This window comes from Pantoea sp. PvP021, assembly GCF_054056055.1.
On the sequence record NZ_JBSRXX010000001.1, the window covers coordinates 1,191,361 to 1,209,096 of the forward strand.

Genomic DNA, 17,736 nt, shown 5'->3' on the forward strand with positions numbered 1-17,736 from the left:
TGCTAAATGATTCAGGAGTTGCACTGATGGAATTATCCTCTCTGACCGCCGTCTCACCTGTCGATGGTCGTTACGGCGATAAAGTCAGCCCGCTGCGTGCGATTTTCAGCGAATTCGGTTTGCTGAAATTCCGCGTTGAGGTTGAAGTTCGCTGGTTACAAAAACTGGCCGCGACCGCAGAGATCAAGGAAGTTCCTGCATTTGATGCCGACGCAAACGCTTTCCTTGATGCGATTGTCGCCGGTTTTTCCGAAGAAGATGCCGCGCGCATCAAAACCATTGAGCGCACCACCAACCACGACGTCAAAGCGGTTGAGTATTTCCTGAAAGAGAAAGTTGCCGACGTCCCCGCCCTGCATGCTGTTTCTGAATTTATCCACTTCGCCTGTACTTCTGAAGATATCAACAACCTGTCGCACGCCCTGATGCTGGAAACAGCCCGTCGTGACGTGATCCTGCCTTACTGGCAGCAGCTGATTACCGCTGTGAAGGATCTTGCCAGCGAATATCGTGACATTCCGCTGCTCTCCCGCACCCACGGCCAGCCGGCTACACCGTCGACGATGGGTAAAGAGATGGCGAACGTCGCTTACCGTCTGGAGCGTCAGTTACGTCAGCTGAAACAGATTGAGGTGCTGGGCAAAATCAACGGCGCTGTAGGGAATTACAACGCCCACATTGCCGCCTATCCCGAAGTGGACTGGCATGCGCTGAGCGAGAACTTCGTCACCTCGCTGGGGATCACCTGGAACCCTTACACCACGCAGATTGAGCCGCACGACTATATTGCCGAAATGTTCGACTGCATCGCCCGCTTTAACACCATCCTGATCGATTTCGATCGCGATATCTGGGGTTATGTAGCGCTGAACCATTTCAAACAGAAGACCATTGCGGGCGAGATTGGCTCGTCGACCATGCCGCACAAAGTGAACCCGATCGACTTCGAAAACTCCGAAGGCAATCTGGGCCTGGCGAACGCGGTAATGCAGCATCTGGCCAGCAAGCTGCCGGTCTCACGCTGGCAGCGCGATCTGACCGACTCCACCGTGCTGCGTAACCTCGGCGTGGGCGTCGGTTATGCGCTGATCGCCTATCAGGCGACGCTGAAAGGCATCTCGAAACTGGAAGTGAACCGCGATCGTCTGCTGGACGAACTGGATCACAACTGGGAAGTGCTGGCAGAACCGATCCAGACGGTAATGCGCCGTTACGGCATTGAGAAGCCTTATGAAAAGCTGAAGGAGCTGACGCGCGGTAAACGCGTCGATGCCGCCGGCATGCAGGCCTTTATCGACAGCCTGGCGCTGCCGGAAGAGGAAAAAGTCCGTCTGAAGCAGATGACGCCTGCAAACTATATTGGTCGCGCTATCCAGATGGTTGACGATCTGAAATAATGCCCGCCGCAGACCGGCCCAGTCCGGTCTGCGTTAACATCTTGTTTAATACATTTCGCGTATACTTTCTGCAGGTTGACTCAAACAGAGTGTAAGGAATTTCTATGCGTGTTCTGGTTGTTGAAGACAATGCCCTGCTGCGCCATCATCTCGCCGTCCAGTTACGTGACATGGGCCATCAGGTCGATGCCGCCGAAGACGCCAAAGAAGCTGACTATTTTCTTCGGGAACATCTGCCCGATATCGCGCTGGTGGATCTCGGCCTGCCGGATGAAGATGGTATGTCTCTGATTCGCCGCTGGCGCAGCGATGCCGTGCGCCAGCCGATTCTGGTGCTGACCGCCCGTGAAGGCTGGCAGGCCAAAGTTGAGGCGCTGGAAGCCGGTGCGGATGACTACGTCACCAAACCGTTTCACATTGAAGAAGTCGCGGCACGCCTGCAGGCGCTGATGCGGCGTAACAGCGGACATGCCTCGCAAATCATCGATATGGCCCCGTTTCAGGTTGATCTCTCCCGCCGTGAACTGACGGTCAATGAACAGCCGGTGAAGCTCACGGCCTTTGAGTACACCATTGTCGAAACGCTGATCCGTAACGCGGGCAAAGTGGTGAGCAAAGACTCGCTGATGCTGCAGCTCTATCCTGACGCTGAACTGCGTGAAAGCCACACCATCGACGTTCTTATGGGCCGTCTGCGCAAAAAAATTCTGGCGTTGCATCCTACTGACGTGATCGCCACCGTGCGTGGCCAGGGCTACCGCTTTGATCTCTGACCATGTCCTGGTTTAATCGTTATCGCCCTATTTCGCTGCGCGCCCGCTTTCTGCTGGCCTCCGCAGCGATAGTCCTCTTCCTCTCACTCTCCTACGGCATGGTGGCGGTGATTGGCTATGTGGTCAGTTTCGATAAAAATACCTATCGCGTGATGCGCGGCGAGAGCAATCTGTTCTTTACGCTGGCGCAATGGCATGACAACAAACTCACCATCGCCCAGCCGGAACGGATGACGCTCAACTTCCCGACGCTGGTGTTTATTTACGATGAGCACGGCAAGCTGTTGTGGCAGCAACGCGACGTACCAGAGATCCGCAAGAAGATCCGCCGTGAATGGCTGCTGAAGCCTGACTTCTACGAGATTGATACCAGTAACCGTACCAGCATGGTGGCGATGGGCAATAACCTGAATGCTCAGCAACGACTCAACGACTGGGACAATGACAGCAACGATACCTTTACCCATTCGGTCGCCGTTAACCGTTACGATGCCACCACGAATCTGCCCGCACTCACCATTGTGGTGGTCGACTCTATCCCGCAGGAGTTGCAGCATTCTGATGTGGTCTGGTCGTGGTTCAGCTATGTGCTGGCGGCCAACCTGATACTGATCATTCCGTTGCTGTGGCTGGCGGCGCACTGGAGTCTGCGGCCGATTGGCGCGCTGACACAGCAGGTGCGCGAACTGGAGACCAGTCAGCGCGAAAATCTGGCGGATAATCCGCCGCAGGAACTGCGCAGTCTGGTGCGTAACCTCAATCTGTTGCTGACCAATGAGCGACAACGCTATACCCGCTATCGCACCACGCTTTCAGACCTGACCCACAGTCTGAAAACGCCGCTGGCCGTGTTGCAGAGCACCCTGCGCTCGCTGCGCAACGGCAAGGAACTGACGGTGGAACAGGCTGAGCCGGTGATGCTGGAGCAGATTAGTCGAATCTCGCAGCAGGTCGGTTATTATCTGCATCGCGCCAGTATGCAGGCCGATCACAATCCGCTGCAGCGCGATCTGCATTCCGTTTCCGGTCTGCTCGACAAGCTCTGCTCAGCCCTGAATAAAGTCTATCAGCGTAAAGGCGTGGCGATTTCGCTGGATATCTCACCGGAGCTGACCTTTGTTGGCGACCAGAATGACTTTATGGAAGTACTCGGCAACGTGCTCGATAACGCCTGCAAGTATTGCCTGGAATTTATCGAAATCAGCGCATTTCAGAGCGAAAATGCACTCCATCTCTATATTGACGATGATGGTCCGGGCATTCCCGAGAGCAAGCGCGATTTAGTGTTTGTCCGGGGTCAGCGCGCCGATACCCTGCGTCCCGGTCAGGGACTGGGTCTGGCGGTGGTGCGCGATATTCTTGAGCAATATGAGGGCAACGTCATCGCCTCCAGCAGTGCACTCGGCGGAACACGCATGGAAGTGGTCTTTCAGCGCCAGGAAGTCGAACATCGCCGCGAGTAGAAAACCCTCAGGGCTGTTATACTTGCTGGCATTTACAGCCCTAAGCGGAACCCTTTTATGGACTATCAGCTCGATATTAACTGGCCCGATTTTATTCAGCGTTACTGGCAGAAACGCCCGGTAGTGCTGAAGCGTGGTTTTAAAAACTTTGTCGATCCTCTTTCACCGGATGAACTGGCCGGTCTGGCGATGGAAAACGAGGTGGATAGCCGCCTGGTCAGCCATCAGGATGGCAAATGGCAGGTCAGCCACGGCCCGTTCGAGAGCTATGATCATCTGGGTGAAAACAACTGGTCGCTGCTGGTACAGGCGGTCAATCACTGGCATGAAGCCTCTGCCGCACTGATGCGCCCTTTCCGTTTCCTGCCTGACTGGCGTGTTGATGACCTGATGGTGTCGTTTGCCGTCCCTGGCGGCGGCGTCGGTCCCCATTTTGATCAGTATGATGTCTTTATTATTCAGGGTGCCGGTCGCCGTCGCTGGCGCGTCGGTGAAAAGGTGCCGCTGAAGCAGCACTGCCCGCACCCGGATCTGCTGCAGGTTGAGCCATTCGACGCCATCATCGATGAAGAGATGGAGCCGGGTGATATTCTCTATATTCCGCCGGGGTTCCCGCATGAAGGCTACTCGCTGGAAAACGCCCTGAACTACTCCGTGGGTTTCCGTGCCCCCAGCGGACGCGAGTTAATCAGCGGCTTTGCGGATTACGCGCTGGCTAATGAGCTGGGCAGCCTGCGCTTCAGCGATCCGGATGTGCCTGCACGTGATTGCCCGTCGCAGATTCTGCCGCAGGAGATTGAAGGCGTACGTCAGTTGATGCTGGATGTGGTCAATCAGCCGGAGCAGTTCGCTCAGTGGTTTGGCGAATTCATTTCCCAGTCACGTCACGAACTCGATGTCGCGCCACCGGAACCGCCTTACCAGCCTGATGAAATTTATGATGCGCTGCAACAGGGCGATACCCTGAGCCGGTTAGGTGGCCTGCGTGTCCTGACGATTGGCGATGCGGTCTATGTCAACGGTGAGCGGGTTGAGTGTTCACATCCCGATGTGATGGCGGTACTGGCGCGCCACTATCTCATCACACTGGACGATCTGGGCGATGCGCTGGATGACCCGTCGGTACTGGCGCAGATCGCCGACCTGGTCAATGCCGGATACTGGTACTTCGGCGACGAATAATCTGAGCTGATACTGAATCAGGCTCTCTTGCCGCTGTGGCAGAGAGCCTTTTTTGTGCCTGCAGGTTAATTCTTCTTCTGCGCCGCCAGTTCTGACAGCCGCACAATCACTTCCACCGATTTCGCCATGATATTCAGCGAAGCAAACTCATGCTTGCCGTGATAGTTATAGCCACCGGTGAAGATATTCGGGCAAGGCAGCCCTTTCCACGACAGCGCCGATCCATCCGTACCGCCGCGAATCGGTTTCACTACCGGCTCAATGCCGCAGTCACGCATCGCCTGTAAAGCCAGTTCGATGATGTGCGGGAACGGCTCCACTTTTTCACGCATGTTGCGATAGCTGTTGGTGATCTCGACGGTGACCGAACAGTCCGGGTGCAGGGTTTTATTGATCTCTGCGGCAATCTGCAGCAGCGTCTGTTTACGCTGTTCAAAACTCTCCGTTTCGAAGTCACGAATGATATAGAGCATCTCGGCGTGTTCAACGCTGCCTTTGATCTGATGCAGATGATAGAAGCCCTGATAGCCGTCAGTATATTGCGGTTTTTCGCTGGCCGGGACCGCGGCATGAAACTGGTTTGCCAGATCCAGCGCATTGACCATCACCCCTTTGGCGGAGCCAGGGTGCACGTTGTTACCGACGATTTTTACGGTGGCCGAAGCAGCGTTGAAGTTCTCATATTCGAACTCACCCAGATCACTGCCATCAATGGTGTAGGCCCAGTCAGCGGCAAAGCCTTCCACATCAAAGTGAGAAGTGCCGCGACCAATCTCTTCATCGGGCGTAAAGGCAACACGGATCGCACCGTGCGGCGTATCGCTCGCAGCCAGTTGCGCCATTGCCGTCATAATCTCGGCGATACCTGCTTTATCATCCGCGCCCAGCAGGGTTTTGCCATCGGTGGTAATCAGCGTATGCCCAATCAGCTTGTGCAGCACCGGGAACATCACCGGCGAGAGAATTTCGTTGCCATTACCCAGCGCAATGTCTCCGCCGCGATAATTTTCAATGATCTGCGGATTCACATGTTTCGCCGTAAAGTCTGGCGAGGTATCCATGTGAGAGATGAAACCGATGACTGGCGTCGGCCAGTCAACATTGGCAGGCAGTGTGCCCATGACGCAACAGTGATCGCTTAAGGAGACATCGACAAAACCCAGTGCCAGCAACTCCTCCTGCAGCTGACGCGCCAGCGTCCACTGCCCTTCACTGCTGGGCACCTGGCGCGCCTGCGGCTTAGCCTGTGTCTCAACGGCCACATAACTTAAAAAGCGCTCAAGTAACTGTTCCATATCCCATCCTTTAAAAGTGCCATCCGGTATTATTAACAGACCAGCCGGTTACAACGTTGCGTAAAATCATTCGCAGACAGGTTAGCGCTGTCGATAACCTTTGGGAAAGCAATAAGCCCGAAAAAAACGGCTGATTACGAGATTGTTGCGGCAAACCTCGCAATGTTGATAAACACCGGGCGGCTGGAATCAGCATGACGGGCAAAAAACGGCGAGGCGGCCATAGCCGCCCCTGCTTACTTATAAAGCGCGCGCAGCAGCTTATGCACAAACTCCGGCACCACTTCGCTCGCCAGGCCGTAATGCCGCTCGGCAAATTCGTTGCCCACCTGGCTTGGCTCCAGGTTCAGCTCAACAGTATGCGCGCCCTGCAGTTTGGCTTCATGGACAAAACCCGCGGCCGGATAGACATGGCCTGAGGTGCCGATAGCGATAAAGTAATCGGCCTGTTCAAGCGCCTGATAAATCTGCTCCATGCCCAGCGGCATCTCACCGAACCACACTACGTGCGGCCGCAGCGCAGAGGGGAACTGGCAGCAGGTGCAGCGATCGTCCGGCGTGATATCACCGGTCCACTCAATGACCTGACCGCTGGTGACACAGCGCACTTTTAGCAGCTCACCGTGCATATGCAGCACCCGGCTGTTTCCGGCACGCTCATGCAGATTGTCGATGTTTTGCGTGACCAGCAAAAAGTTATCGCCTAATACCTGTTCCAGCTCCGCCAGTGCCAGATGGGCCGCATTAGGCTGAATCTCTGCCTCCTGCAATTGCTGGCGGCGCGCATTGTAAAAGCGCTGCACTAGTGCGGGATCGCGCTGAAATCCTTCGGGCGTCGCAACATCTTCAACGTGGTGCTCTTCCCACAGGCCGTCAGCGGCGCGGAAGGTCCGGATGCCGGACTCCGCTGAGATGCCTGCGCCGGTCAGCACAACAACATGCGGCTGAGGATGGGCGGCCAGTTCGGCCTGACGATCGCGCTCAAATATGCGCTGGCGAAAGCGCTGATGCACTTTTCTCCGGGTTTTCTTCAGGCGGGCAAGTCGTATGCGGCGACGTGGTGTACGCATAAAATCTCCTGGCGTAGCAGCTGCGGCGAGCCGCTCTAAACAGATTCCGGGTTAACATCACCCGATAGTAACGGTTGCTGAGGGCAGCGCCCAACAGCAAAGGTCTTAAACAGATGCGGCGCGAAAGGATTCGCGCCGCATTTTTTCACTGACCGCTTAATACCCGAGCCGGGTCAATGCGGCTGGCGCGTCTGGCGGGATACCAGCTCGCCAGCAGGCTCAGCAGAATCGCGGTAATCAATACTGAGAACACATCAATCCAGTGCAGTTCCGACGGCAGGAAGTCAATGAAGTAGATATCACCCGCCAGCAGATGATGACCGGTAACCGACTCCAGCCCGCGCACCAGTGAGGTCAGATTCAGCGCCACCAGCACGCCCGCGATCACGCCGCTGACGCTGCCCAGCAGGCCTGCCAGCAAACCGTACCAGATGAAGATGGCGCGGATCAGCCGGTCTTTGGCACCGAGGGTACGAAGCACCGCAATGTCACTGCTCTTATCCTTCACCGCCATCACCAGCGTTGAGACAATGTTAAAGCAGGCGACGCCAATCACCAGCACCATCGCCAGATACATGATGGCGCGGATCATCTGAATATCGCGGTACATATAGCCGTAGGTGCCAATCCAGCTCTTGATGTAGACGTAGGAACGGGTCGCTTCACCGGCATCCCGCACCAGTTTGACCGCCTGGAACGGGTCGGTCATCTTCAGGGCGATGCCGGACACGCTGTCACCCATCTCCAGATAGTGCTGTGCATCGGCGAGTGGCACCAGCGCCAGGCTGTGATCGAGCATGCCGCTCAGTTGCAGAATACCGCTGACCTGAAGCCGGATACGTTTAGGCTGAAGCAGTTTGTTATCACCATCGTTGTTGGGGATCATGATGGTGATCCAGTCGCCCTGCTTCACGTTCAGCGATTTAGCAATGCCGCCGCCCAGAATGATCTGCTGCTTACCGGCGGCAAAAGAGGACCAGCCGTTATCTGCCACAAACTGTGGCAGGGCGCTGAGGCGCGGCTCCTGTGCCGGATCAACACCCTTTACCTGCAGCGCTTCCAGCCGGGCACCGCTCTCAATCAGGCCGGTGAAGTTCACATAAGGCGCTGCCGCCGCAATGCCGGGCACCTTTTCAATCGGGGCAATCATCGACTGCCAGTGCTGAAACGGCTGATTGACCGCCTCGATCTCGCCATGCGGCACCACCGCCAGAATGCGGTTGTTCAGCTCACGCTCAAAACCATTCATGGCGCTCAGACCGATAATCAGCACCGCCACGCCCAGCGCAATACCGATGGTGGAGATCACCGAAATCAGCGACACCATGCCGCCACGACGGCGGCCACGACTAAAGCGCAGGCCCAGCAACAGGGATAACGACGAACCCATTACACCGCTCCTGCCATGGTGAGTTGATCGCTTAACTGACCATCACGCATCTCCATCTGACGCGTCATGCGTTTTGCCAGCATCAGATCGTGGGTCACCACCAGAAACGCGGTGCCCTGACGCACATTCAGTTCGCCCAGTAATTCAAAAATGGCGTCGGCGTTGCGTGCATCAAGGTTACCGGTTGGCTCATCCGCCATAACCAGCCGTGGGCGGTTAACCAGCGCCCGGGCAATCGCCACGCGCTGGCGTTCGCCGCCTGACAGTTCAGAAGGCCGGTGCGCGGCGCGATGGTCCAGCCCGACCGCGGCCAGCATCTCACGGGCGCGATCCTGTGCTTCCGTTTTAGCCGTTTTGCCAATCAGCAGCGGCATCGCCACGTTCTCCAGCGCGCTGAAGTCCGGCAGCAGATGGTGGAACTGATAGATAAAGCCCAGCTCGCGGTTACGCAGCTCCGCTTTGGCTGACGAGGACATGGCATTCAGTGACTGTCCATCAAACACCACGTCGCCCGATGTCGGTGCATCCAGGCCGCCGAGCAGATGCAGCAGCGTACTTTTACCGGAACCGGAGCTGCCGACAATCGCAGTCAGTTCACCGGGCTGGAGGCTGAAAGCCACATTGCGCAGCACATCGGTCTGCACGCTGCCTTCCTGATAGCGTTTGCACAGGTCGCGGCACTGCAACAAAGGAGTGTTACTCATAACGTAAAGCCTCAGCAGGTTGAACGGCGGCAGCGCGCCACGAAGGATAGAGCGTAGACAACAGCGCCACAATCATGGCGCTGAGGGCGATGGTGACCACCTGCCACACATTAATATCAACCGGCAATGCGGCACCATCAAGGAACAGGCCAATCACCGGCATTAAGTTGTTGAGCTGGCTGGCCAGCAAGACACCGAGCAGCGTGCCGAGCAGCGTGCCGATAATACCGGCGCTGGCACCCTGCACCATAAACACCGCCACTATTTGCCGGCGCGTCAGGCCCTGGGTTTGCAGGATCGCCACTTCGCCCTGCTTCTCCATGATCAGCAGGCCTAACGAAGTGATGATGTTAAAGGCAGCCACGGCGATGATCAGGCTCAGCAGCAGGCCCATCATGTTCTTCTCCATACGCACCGCCTGGAAGAGATCGCCTTTGCGCTCACGCCAGTCTTTCCAGACCAGGCCCGCAGGCAGTGTCTGCTGACTCAGACTGTCGACCGACAGCGGTTTATCCAGCCACAGTCGCCAGCCGGTAATATTACCGGCCGGATAGCGCATCACGCGCGACGCATCCTGAAGATTGACCAGAATCTGATAGCCATCGACTTCGCTGTTAGCGGCATAGGTGCCCGCTACGGTAAACAGACGCTGACTTGGCACGCGTCCCATCGGGGTGAACTGGCTGACCGACGGCACCATCAGACGCAGCTGATCGCCACGTTTTACGCCAAGCTGGGATGCCAGCTGTTCACCGAGGATGACATTATACTGCCCGGCCTGCAGCACGCTCTGCCGGGTATTGACCAGGAAAGGGGTAAGCGGATCTTTTTCAGCCGGCTCAATGCCCAGCATCACGCCAACGGAGACGCTGTGCGGGCTTTGCAGCACCACATTGGCGGTGGTCAGCGGCGCAATACGGCTGACACCCTGCAGATTCAGCGAAGTGGCGGGTTGCTGTTGTGGATTGAGACTGCCTTTGTCGCTGGTGATCAGCGCCTGAGGCATCAGGCCAAGAATATTGCCTTCGAGTTCACGCTCAAAACCGTTCATCACCGACAACACGGTGACCATCGCCAGCACGCCGAGCGTAATGCCAATCGTTGAGAGCCAGGAGACAAAGCGACCGAAGCGATCCGATGCTCGTCCGCGCATATAACGCAGACCGATAAATAGCGCGACAGGTTGATACATGGAATCCAGTAAGCCGTTGCCTGAAAATAGGTAGTGGGATGATAAAGGAGCGGCTGGCTTTATGAAACCTCTAACCCTCTGAGTCGGCAGCAAAGTTGCATCCGGATGCGTCACATTCCGCGCCAAAGCAGCGGAATAGCCGATAAAGCCGCCGCTTATTGGCTGATTATTCAGCGTCCAGGGGGGTAGACTACAATCAGTACCATGATCACGGGTGATTTATTGCCGGGCAGTATGAGGTAGCGACCATGTTGAAATTTCCCAAAGGCAGCATCGTTAAACATAAATCCGGGGAGATCAGAGGCGAAATCATCAACGTCTTTGAGCAGGGAAACGCACCAGCCGGCTACTACGTAAAGTGGGACGACGGTAACCTCAGCTATCATCCTGAGCAGGAGTTATCCTGGGCGAATATCGACCGCCCACGCATGCATTACACACAGCAATCCATAAAATAAAATGCCCGTTTAACCCCGTCGCTGCATGGCGACGGCGGTTTTTTCTGATCCCTTGCCAGACTCCGTCTATCCTCTCTTTATCCGCACGATTACCGCTGACGCCCGGTAATGGCTGAACGATCCCCTGGTTCAGCACGGCGCGGCAGGAAAATTGTGCCGCAGAGGTGATCCCCCTGACATAATATGGAATGATTACGTCCTGGAAAAATGGAGCAACCCCGAGATCCCATGCCCGAACAGACTCGTTATACCCTGCCCGTTAAATCCGGCGATCACCGTCAGCTCGGCCAGCTCATAGGCGCGGCGCACGCGGTGGAGTGTGCCAGCATTACCGAACGACATGCTGGTCCGGTGTTAATGATTACACCCGATACCCAAACCGCTCTGCGTCTGCTGGATGAAATCCGCCAGTTTACCGATCTGCCGGTGGCGCACCTTGCCGACTGGGAAACGCTGCCCTACGACAGCTTTTCGCCGCATCAGGATATTATCTCCGCCCGCCTGTCGACCCTCTACCAGCTGCCGGTGATGCAGCGCGGTATGCTGATCATGCCGGTCAACACCCTGATGCAGCGCGTCTGCCCGCACAGTTTCCTGCACGGCCATGCGCTGGTGATGAAGCAGGGACAAAAACTGTCACGCGACCGGCTGCGCGACCAGCTTGAGCAGGCCGGTTATCGCCATGTCGATCAGGTGATGGAGCACGGTGAATACGCCACGCGCGGCGCCCTGCTCGATCTGTTCCCGATGGGCAGCGATCAGCCCTACCGCATCGACTTTTTCGATGATGAGATCGACAGCCTGCGCCTGTTCGACGTCGACAGTCAGCGCACGCTGGAAGCGGTCCCCGAAATTAACCTGCTGCCTGCGCATGAGTTTCCCAGCGACAAAGCCGCCATTGAGCTGTTCCGCAGCCGCTGGCGTGAAACGTTTGATGTGCGCCGTGAGTCGGAGCATGTCTATCAGCAGGTCAGCAAAGGCACGTTGCCAGCGGGCATCGAATACTGGCAGCCGCTGTTTTTTGAGCAGCCGTTACCCAGCCTGTTCAGCTATCTGCCCGACAATACCCTGATTGTGAACTGCGGCGATCTTGAAGGCAGCGCCAGCCGCTTCTGGCAGGATGCCGAGGCGCGCTATGAAAATCGCCGCGTTGATCCGATGCGTCCACTGCTGGAGCCGGTCACCCTGTGGCTGCGTCCGGATGCATTAATGGGAGAGCTGAAAGCCTGGCCGCGCATCCAGATGACCAATGAGGTGCTGCCCGCCAAAGCCGCGAATACCAACCTCGGTTATACCCCGCTGCCTGATCTGACCGTTCAGGCGCAGGCAAAAGCGCCGCTGGATCATCTGCGTCAGTTTATTGAAACCTTCAGCGGCACCGTGGTCTTCTCGGTCGAAAGTGAAGGCCGCCGTGAGAGCCTGCAGGATCTGCTGGCCCGGATTAAACTGCGTCCTCAGCCGGTGCACCGCTTCGATGAGACCGGCGAAGAGCGTTTCCGACTGATGATCGGCGCCAGCGAGCGCGGTTTTATTGATACCCAGGGCAACCGGGCGCTGATTTGCGAAAGCGATTTGCTGGGCGAACGCGTCAGCCGTCGCCGTCAGGATACCCGTCGCACTATCAATCCGGACATTCTGATCCGTAACCTGGCGGAGCTGCATCCCGGCCAGCCGGTGGTGCATCTGGAACACGGTGTGGGTCGTTATATCGGCCTCACCACGCTGGAAGCTGGCGGCATTGAGGCGGAATACCTGATGCTCTCTTACGCCAACGACGCCAAACTTTATGTGCCGGTTTCATCGCTGCACCTGATCAGCCGCTACGCGGGCGGTGCCGACGATAATGCACCACTGCACAAACTGGGCAGCGATGCCTGGTCACGCGCACGGCAGAAAGCGGCTGAGAAAGTGCGTGATGTGGCGGCTGAACTGCTGGATATCTATGCTCAGCGCGCCGCCAAAACCGGCTTTGCCTTTAAGCATAATCGCGAGCAGTATCAGCTGTTCTGCGAAAGCTTCCCGTTTGAAACCACCCCGGACCAGGCGCAGGCGATCAACGCGGTGCTAAGTGATATGTGCGAGCCGCTGGCGATGGACCGTCTGGTGTGCGGCGACGTTGGTTTCGGTAAAACCGAAGTAGCCATGCGCGCGGCGTTTCTGGCGATTGAGAACCATAAACAGGTGGCCGTGCTGGTGCCGACCACCCTGCTGGCACAGCAGCATTACGATAACTTCCGCGATCGCTTCGCCAACTGGCCGGTTCGCATTGAGATGCTTTCCCGTTTCCGTACTGCCAAAGAGCAGGCGCAGGTGCTGGAACAGGCCAGCGATGGCAAGATCGACATCTTAATCGGCACCCATAAGCTGCTGATGAGCGATCTCAAATGGCACGATCTTGGTCTGCTGATTGTCGATGAAGAGCACCGTTTCGGGGTGCGTCACAAAGAGCGCATCAAGGCGATGCGCGCCGATGTGGACATTCTGACGCTGACCGCAACGCCAATCCCTCGCACCCTGAATATGGCCATGAGCGGCATGCGCGATCTCTCGATCATCGCCACGCCGCCTGCCCGCCGTTTAGCGGTGAAAACTTTTGTCCGTGAATTTGACGATTTGGTGATCCGCGAAGCAATCCTGCGTGAGGTTCTGCGTGGCGGACAGGTCTACTACCTCTACAATGACGTTGAAAATATCGAGAAAGCGGCGCAGCGTCTCAGCGAACTGGTGCCGGAAGCGCGTGTCGCGATTGGCCATGGTCAGATGCGTGAGCGTGATCTGGAACGGGTGATGAACGATTTCCACCATCAGCGTTTCAACGTGCTGGTCTGTACCACCATTATCGAAACCGGTATCGACATTCCGACCGCCAATACCATCATCATTGAGCGGGCCGATCACTTTGGCCTGGCGCAGTTGCATCAGCTGCGTGGTCGCGTCGGACGTTCGCATCATCAGGCTTATGCCTGGCTGTTAACGCCGCATCCGAAGTCGATGACCGCCGATGCGCATAAGCGGCTGGAGGCGATCGCTTCACTGGAAGATCTGGGCGCCGGTTTTGCCCTGGCAACGCATGACCTGGAGATTCGCGGTGCTGGCGAACTGCTGGGTGATGAGCAGAGCGGACAGATGGAGACGCTGGGCTTCACGCTTTATATGGAGCTGCTGGAGAATGCGGTCGAGGCGCTGAAAGCGGGTCGCGAGCCGTCACTGGAAGATCTCACCAGCAACCAGACCGAGGTGGAGCTGCGGATGCCCGCCCTGCTGCCCGAGACCTTTATCCCGGATGTCAGTACCCGTCTTTCACTCTATAAACGCATCGCCAGCGCGGAGGCTGAAGAGGAGCTGCAGGAGCTGAAGGTTGAGATGATCGACCGCTTTGGCCTGCTGCCCGATCCGGCGCGTAACCTGCTGGATGTGGCGATTATCCGGCTGAAAGCCCGCGCTGTCGGTCTGCGTAAGATCGAAGCCAGCGACAAAGGCGGTTATTTCGATTTTGCGCCGAAGAACAACGTGGATCCGGCATGGCTGATAGGCCTGCTGCAGAAAGAGCCTCAGCAGTGGAAGCTGGACGGTCCGACGCGACTGCGGTTTACCCGTGAGCTATCGGAAAGAAAGGTGCGGCTTGAGTGGGTGCAGGGATTCGTTTCGCAACTGGCTCAACGGCAGGCGTAACACCCTGCCCGTGCGTTGATGAGCTAACCGGTTAAGCGCCGGTTAGTTTGCAGCAAAAAAAAGGCGCATCCTGAGATGCGCCTTTTTCATTACTGCTGTATTACGTTGTGCTGTGTGGCCGCGTGAGCGGCAAAGCTTTGCCCAATTACGCCTGATCGCCGTTGAGAACCAGCTGACCATTGCGATCCAGTGGAATACGCGTGCCGGGGTCATTTTCCATACGGATTTTACCCTGCTGATCGCCTATTTTATAGGTCACGTCATATCCCAGTTTTTTCTCTTGTTTGTCGTAAACGGTTTTGCAGCGCTGTTCGGTTGTGGTGTAGGTATCCCGATCCTGCAGTCCGCCCTGGACCTGATTACCGGCATAACCACCCGCTACCGCACCTGCTACTGTCGCCACATCTCTGCCGCGACCGCCACCAAACTGGTGACCCAGCACTCCACCTGCCACTGCACCTAATACAGACCCAGCAAGACGGTTTTCATCCTGCACGGCCCGACGGTGAGTCAAAGTGACATTACGGCACTCCTGACGAGGCTGTTTAATGCTCTCTTTGATTGGCGTTGCAGACAGTACCTGAGCATATTGAGGACCGCGATCAAACACGTTCATGCCTGCTACGGCTGCAACACCCAGAGCTGCTGCCACACCAATACCGATACCCGCTAACATTGATTTATTCACAGGAAGTTCCTCCTGAAAAGTGTTACCGCGCAATCCTGCTGCTAAAGCATCCTCGTTAACTGAGGTATAACCGGCGTGCGCGACGCGCCGTGTTTGTTGAGATGAAGTTTTACAGATGGACCGAAAATGCAACATCAGATAAATGGAGGAAATTGGTCACTTTGCTATCAGGACCAGTTTTTAGGAGAGTTCTGAGGTAGGGAACGTTATTAATGATGCTTTTTCGCTAAGGAAATTAAACCAATTAAATCAACGGTATATAATTTTATATGCTTTAAGCAAAGCCTGACTGCCCGTTATGGCAACGGCCTTTCCATCGTTACCCAAAAGCATCGAGTTTATGTACCGTTATCGGGAACATTCATTCCTGAAGCACTCAGGCTTCAGGAATGAAGAAAAAGGAAACTAATCAAAAATGCTCTCGGATGGGCATACCTTCACTTCGCCCCAGCCCACAATGGTGCCATTGGGGGTAAGGTCTTTGATGGAAACGCTATCGCCTGAATATTCGGACCCTCTGACTACAATATCGTAGTCATGGTTAGCCTGAGGAATAAATTCAACAGTGGCCGATTTTTGAGTGTTCTGATGGTACCCAGCCTCTGTCCAGTAGTGAATGACACGAATCATTTGTCCTGGCTTCAGGGTAAATTCATTGATGAAAGCACCCTTGTTTTCAGACGACGCTGGCATACCTATCCGTTTATTACCTGTAACGGGGATGCCCAGAATGGCAAAACCAGAAGTGATACGGCGTTCCAGCATTTTTTTATAGCAACCTGAACTCTGTTTTTCATAGAACTGAAGTGCCGTATTGCCCTCTGAACCCACCCGGATTCGGGCCGCATCCTGCCCTTTATAATCATCCAGTGAAGGTCTGAAGCCTGCCGTGCAACCACTCAATAATAGTGCTATCAATCCGGTGATCAAAATTTTTGCAGCCATTCTTTATTATCCTTAATTTAACTGACACAGACTGGAACTGGTTATTTTATTGGTACTATAACGAGGCAGGTGTTGCGTTATCCATCGTTTATTTTGTGACAAAAAATATTGACCGTATTAATGCACAAAGACTTTATTAATCCTGCTGGAAAAAATAAAATATGGTACCCATATCAGACAACTGATTAAGGCCCGAGCCAGCATATTGATAGCAGGCTGCGTAATGTTTATGTGAAAAACCAAAGCAGGATAAAGCGTGCAAAAACTCGCAAAGATAAGACCGTATAAATAGTACGTTATCATCACGTATCTGGTTTTTACTTTCTTCCTAAAGAAGAACCAGCAAGCCAGCACTGTTACGGGAGCATTAATAATGGACAGCGCTAATAATAAAACACTAAAACTATTAACCACACCTTGTTTCTGATAAGTGTTGGCAATCAACGAAACAATACAAAAATCATTATACAGCATCGTAAAAAAACCAATAATCAAGCCTAAAGCTGGCAGATATAATAAGCCATTAATCCTGCCCTCTTCTTTTTTTTCACAATTATCACAAAAGCCTGATTCTTTATTCTCTTCTGCTTCCTGACATTTAATGCATAACATTCTCGCCCCCTGAAGCTGTAATTGTTTTTCTTTGTTTTAACAAAACTCAAACCGGTTAATTCAGAAGATCGACGTCTTTGGTCAGACAGGATCAGGTACTATTTTAAGTGTATCGAAGAACTGCCTGATTCGACCTTTATAAAGAACGGTCCTTTCCAGAGTGCAAAAAAACAACCCTGACCAGATGACCAGGGTTGCGGTTTTTAGCGTTGAATCAGAAACGGTATCCGATGCCGATGTTAAAACCATTGATGGCAACATCTTCGTTATATTTTACGCGAGTACCTTCATAGCCAACACTCACAGAGAGGTTGCTGATAGGATTCACGACAACGCCAGCGCCATAGGCAAAAGAGGTTTTATTTTCGCTATATTCTTCGGAGTAGACTCCGGGATAAGTCACGTTCTCATCCACTTTGGTATGGGCAACACCAATTAATCCATAGAAGCTGATGTAGTCATTGATGCGATATGCAGGACCTGCCATCAGTGAGTAATATTTCACTTTGGTTTTTCCATCATATCCGCTGACATCGCCATAAAAATCTTCTCGCTCAGAAAAACTTTCATCGCCTTTCATGTAGCTGAATGAGCCAATCACACTGAGAGGAGACTCCCATTCATAGCGATACTGAACGTTGACGCCACGGATATTTTTAAAGTCTTCAACCTTGCTTTGTGCATATCCAACCGAGACGGTGTGATTATCAGCCAGCGCATTGCTGCCCACGAGAAGACCGCCACACAGTAATGCCAGCATTGTCATTTTAGAGGTCATGTAATTAATTCCTTTTCATAATTTAACATTATTTCCCTGCGCTTAATGCAGGACTTCGCTCCCTGAATCACCAATACCCGACGGACAGGATAGAGTTTTTATCAATCCATCTGTATC

Annotated in this window: 15 protein-coding genes; 6 read left to right on the top strand and 9 right to left on the bottom strand. The window is 54.7% G+C overall.

Annotated elements, in window-relative coordinates; translation table 11 throughout:
- Window positions 1-26: 26 nt before the first annotated feature.
- From purB to ACVKSX_RS05510, 4 genes are all read left to right on the top strand, one after another.
- Window positions 27-1,397, top strand: coding sequence for an adenylosuccinate lyase (purB, locus tag ACVKSX_RS05495; RefSeq protein ID WP_010246268.1), 1,371 nt, complete (start codon window positions 27-29; stop codon window positions 1,395-1,397).
- A gap of 104 nt (window positions 1,398-1,501) precedes the next feature.
- Entirely contained in the window at window positions 1,502-2,170 is a 669-nt protein-coding gene (gene phoP, locus ACVKSX_RS05500) for a two-component system response regulator PhoP (RefSeq protein WP_010246270.1), read from the top strand.
- 2 nt (window positions 2,171-2,172) lie between these two features.
- Entirely contained in the window at window positions 2,173-3,633 is a 1,461-nt protein-coding gene (phoQ, locus tag ACVKSX_RS05505) for a two-component system sensor histidine kinase PhoQ (protein WP_010669868.1), read from the top strand.
- Window positions 3,634-3,690: 57 nt separating this feature from the next.
- Window positions 3,691-4,815, top strand: a complete 1,125-nt coding sequence (locus ACVKSX_RS05510) for a ribosomal protein uL16 3-hydroxylase (RefSeq protein ID WP_354438473.1) — start codon at window positions 3,691-3,693, stop codon at window positions 4,813-4,815.
- 65 nt (window positions 4,816-4,880) lie between these two features.
- Here ACVKSX_RS05510 and pepT read toward each other — a convergent pair whose 3' ends face one another.
- The 5 genes from pepT to lolC all read right to left on the bottom strand — a co-directional run bounded on the left by pepT (window position 4,881) and on the right by lolC (window position 10,466).
- On the bottom strand, window positions 4,881-6,110 hold the full coding sequence (pepT, locus tag ACVKSX_RS05515; RefSeq protein ID WP_010246276.1) for a peptidase T: 1,230 nt from the start codon (window positions 6,108-6,110) through the stop codon (window positions 4,881-4,883).
- Window positions 6,111-6,346: 236 nt separating this feature from the next.
- Window positions 6,347-7,180 (bottom strand): Sir2 family NAD+-dependent deacetylase, encoded by an 834-nt coding sequence (gene cobB, locus ACVKSX_RS05520; protein WP_010246278.1) that lies wholly within the window; start codon window positions 7,178-7,180, stop codon window positions 6,347-6,349.
- A gap of 145 nt (window positions 7,181-7,325) precedes the next feature.
- A complete protein-coding gene (gene lolE / locus ACVKSX_RS05525; RefSeq protein ID WP_022625849.1) occupies window positions 7,326-8,570 on the bottom strand; it encodes a lipoprotein-releasing ABC transporter permease subunit LolE in 1,245 nt (414 codons plus the stop codon).
- Window positions 8,570-9,274 carry a lipoprotein-releasing ABC transporter ATP-binding protein LolD gene (gene lolD, locus ACVKSX_RS05530; protein WP_010246282.1) on the bottom strand — a complete coding sequence of 235 codons (705 nt, stop codon included), beginning with the start codon at window positions 9,272-9,274 and terminating at the stop codon, window positions 8,570-8,572. Before lolD ends, lolE begins: the two co-directional genes overlap by 1 nt.
- Window positions 9,267-10,466, bottom strand: a complete 1,200-nt coding sequence (gene lolC / locus ACVKSX_RS05535; RefSeq protein ID WP_010246284.1) for a lipoprotein-releasing ABC transporter permease subunit LolC — start codon at window positions 10,464-10,466, stop codon at window positions 9,267-9,269. Before lolC ends, lolD begins: the two co-directional genes overlap by 8 nt.
- A gap of 248 nt (window positions 10,467-10,714) precedes the next feature.
- Between lolC and ACVKSX_RS05540 the strand changes: the two genes are divergently transcribed.
- Window positions 10,715-10,924 carry a hypothetical protein gene (locus ACVKSX_RS05540; RefSeq protein ID WP_003849845.1) on the top strand — a complete coding sequence of 70 codons (210 nt, stop codon included), beginning with the start codon at window positions 10,715-10,717 and terminating at the stop codon, window positions 10,922-10,924.
- Between the two features lie 228 nt (window positions 10,925-11,152).
- Window positions 11,153-14,596, top strand: coding sequence for a transcription-repair coupling factor (gene mfd, locus ACVKSX_RS05545; protein ID WP_010669864.1), 3,444 nt, complete (start codon window positions 11,153-11,155; stop codon window positions 14,594-14,596).
- Window positions 14,597-14,741: 145 nt separating this feature from the next.
- On the opposite strand, the gene ACVKSX_RS05550 is transcribed toward mfd, so the two are convergent.
- From ACVKSX_RS05550 to ACVKSX_RS05565, 4 genes are all read right to left on the bottom strand, one after another.
- Window positions 14,742-15,284, bottom strand: a complete 543-nt coding sequence (locus tag ACVKSX_RS05550; RefSeq protein ID WP_003849847.1) for a glycine zipper 2TM domain-containing protein — start codon at window positions 15,282-15,284, stop codon at window positions 14,742-14,744.
- 405 nt (window positions 15,285-15,689) lie between these two features.
- Window positions 15,690-16,229, bottom strand: coding sequence for a hypothetical protein (locus ACVKSX_RS05555; RefSeq protein WP_022625854.1), 540 nt, complete (start codon window positions 16,227-16,229; stop codon window positions 15,690-15,692).
- 117 nt (window positions 16,230-16,346) lie between these two features.
- Complete coding sequence (locus ACVKSX_RS05560; protein ID WP_354438474.1) at window positions 16,347-16,841, bottom strand: DUF2569 domain-containing protein; 495 nt, start codon at window positions 16,839-16,841, stop codon at window positions 16,347-16,349.
- 214 nt (window positions 16,842-17,055) lie between these two features.
- Complete coding sequence (locus ACVKSX_RS05565) at window positions 17,056-17,619, bottom strand: Ail/Lom family outer membrane beta-barrel protein (RefSeq protein WP_187510876.1); 564 nt, start codon at window positions 17,617-17,619, stop codon at window positions 17,056-17,058.
- Window positions 17,620-17,736 lie beyond the last annotated feature (117 nt).

Bases quoted from the DNA above. Each gene is read 5' to 3' on its own strand.
- mfd (WP_010669864.1), top strand. From the start codon at position 11,153: ATGCCCGAACAGACTCGTTATACCCTGCCCGTTAAATCCGGCGATCAC.
- ACVKSX_RS05560 (WP_354438474.1), bottom strand. From the start codon at position 16,841: ATGTTATGCATTAAATGTCAGGAAGCAGAAGAGAATAAAGAATCAGGC.
- phoP (WP_010246270.1), top strand. From the start codon at position 1,502: ATGCGTGTTCTGGTTGTTGAAGACAATGCCCTGCTGCGCCATCATCTC.
- ACVKSX_RS05565 (WP_187510876.1), bottom strand. From the start codon at position 17,619: ATGACCTCTAAAATGACAATGCTGGCATTACTGTGTGGCGGTCTTCTC.
- purB (WP_010246268.1), top strand. From the start codon at position 27: ATGGAATTATCCTCTCTGACCGCCGTCTCACCTGTCGATGGTCGTTAC.
- ACVKSX_RS05540 (WP_003849845.1), top strand. From the start codon at position 10,715: ATGTTGAAATTTCCCAAAGGCAGCATCGTTAAACATAAATCCGGGGAG.
- lolE (WP_022625849.1), bottom strand. From the start codon at position 8,570: ATGGGTTCGTCGTTATCCCTGTTGCTGGGCCTGCGCTTTAGTCGTGGC.
- lolD (WP_010246282.1), bottom strand. From the start codon at position 9,274: ATGAGTAACACTCCTTTGTTGCAGTGCCGCGACCTGTGCAAACGCTAT.
- ACVKSX_RS05510 (WP_354438473.1), top strand. From the start codon at position 3,691: ATGGACTATCAGCTCGATATTAACTGGCCCGATTTTATTCAGCGTTAC.
- pepT (WP_010246276.1), bottom strand. From the start codon at position 6,110: ATGGAACAGTTACTTGAGCGCTTTTTAAGTTATGTGGCCGTTGAGACA.
- phoQ (WP_010669868.1), top strand. From the start codon at position 2,173: ATGTCCTGGTTTAATCGTTATCGCCCTATTTCGCTGCGCGCCCGCTTT.
- lolC (WP_010246284.1), bottom strand. From the start codon at position 10,466: ATGTATCAACCTGTCGCGCTATTTATCGGTCTGCGTTATATGCGCGGA.
- cobB (WP_010246278.1), bottom strand. From the start codon at position 7,180: ATGCGTACACCACGTCGCCGCATACGACTTGCCCGCCTGAAGAAAACC.
- ACVKSX_RS05555 (WP_022625854.1), bottom strand. From the start codon at position 16,229: ATGGCTGCAAAAATTTTGATCACCGGATTGATAGCACTATTATTGAGT.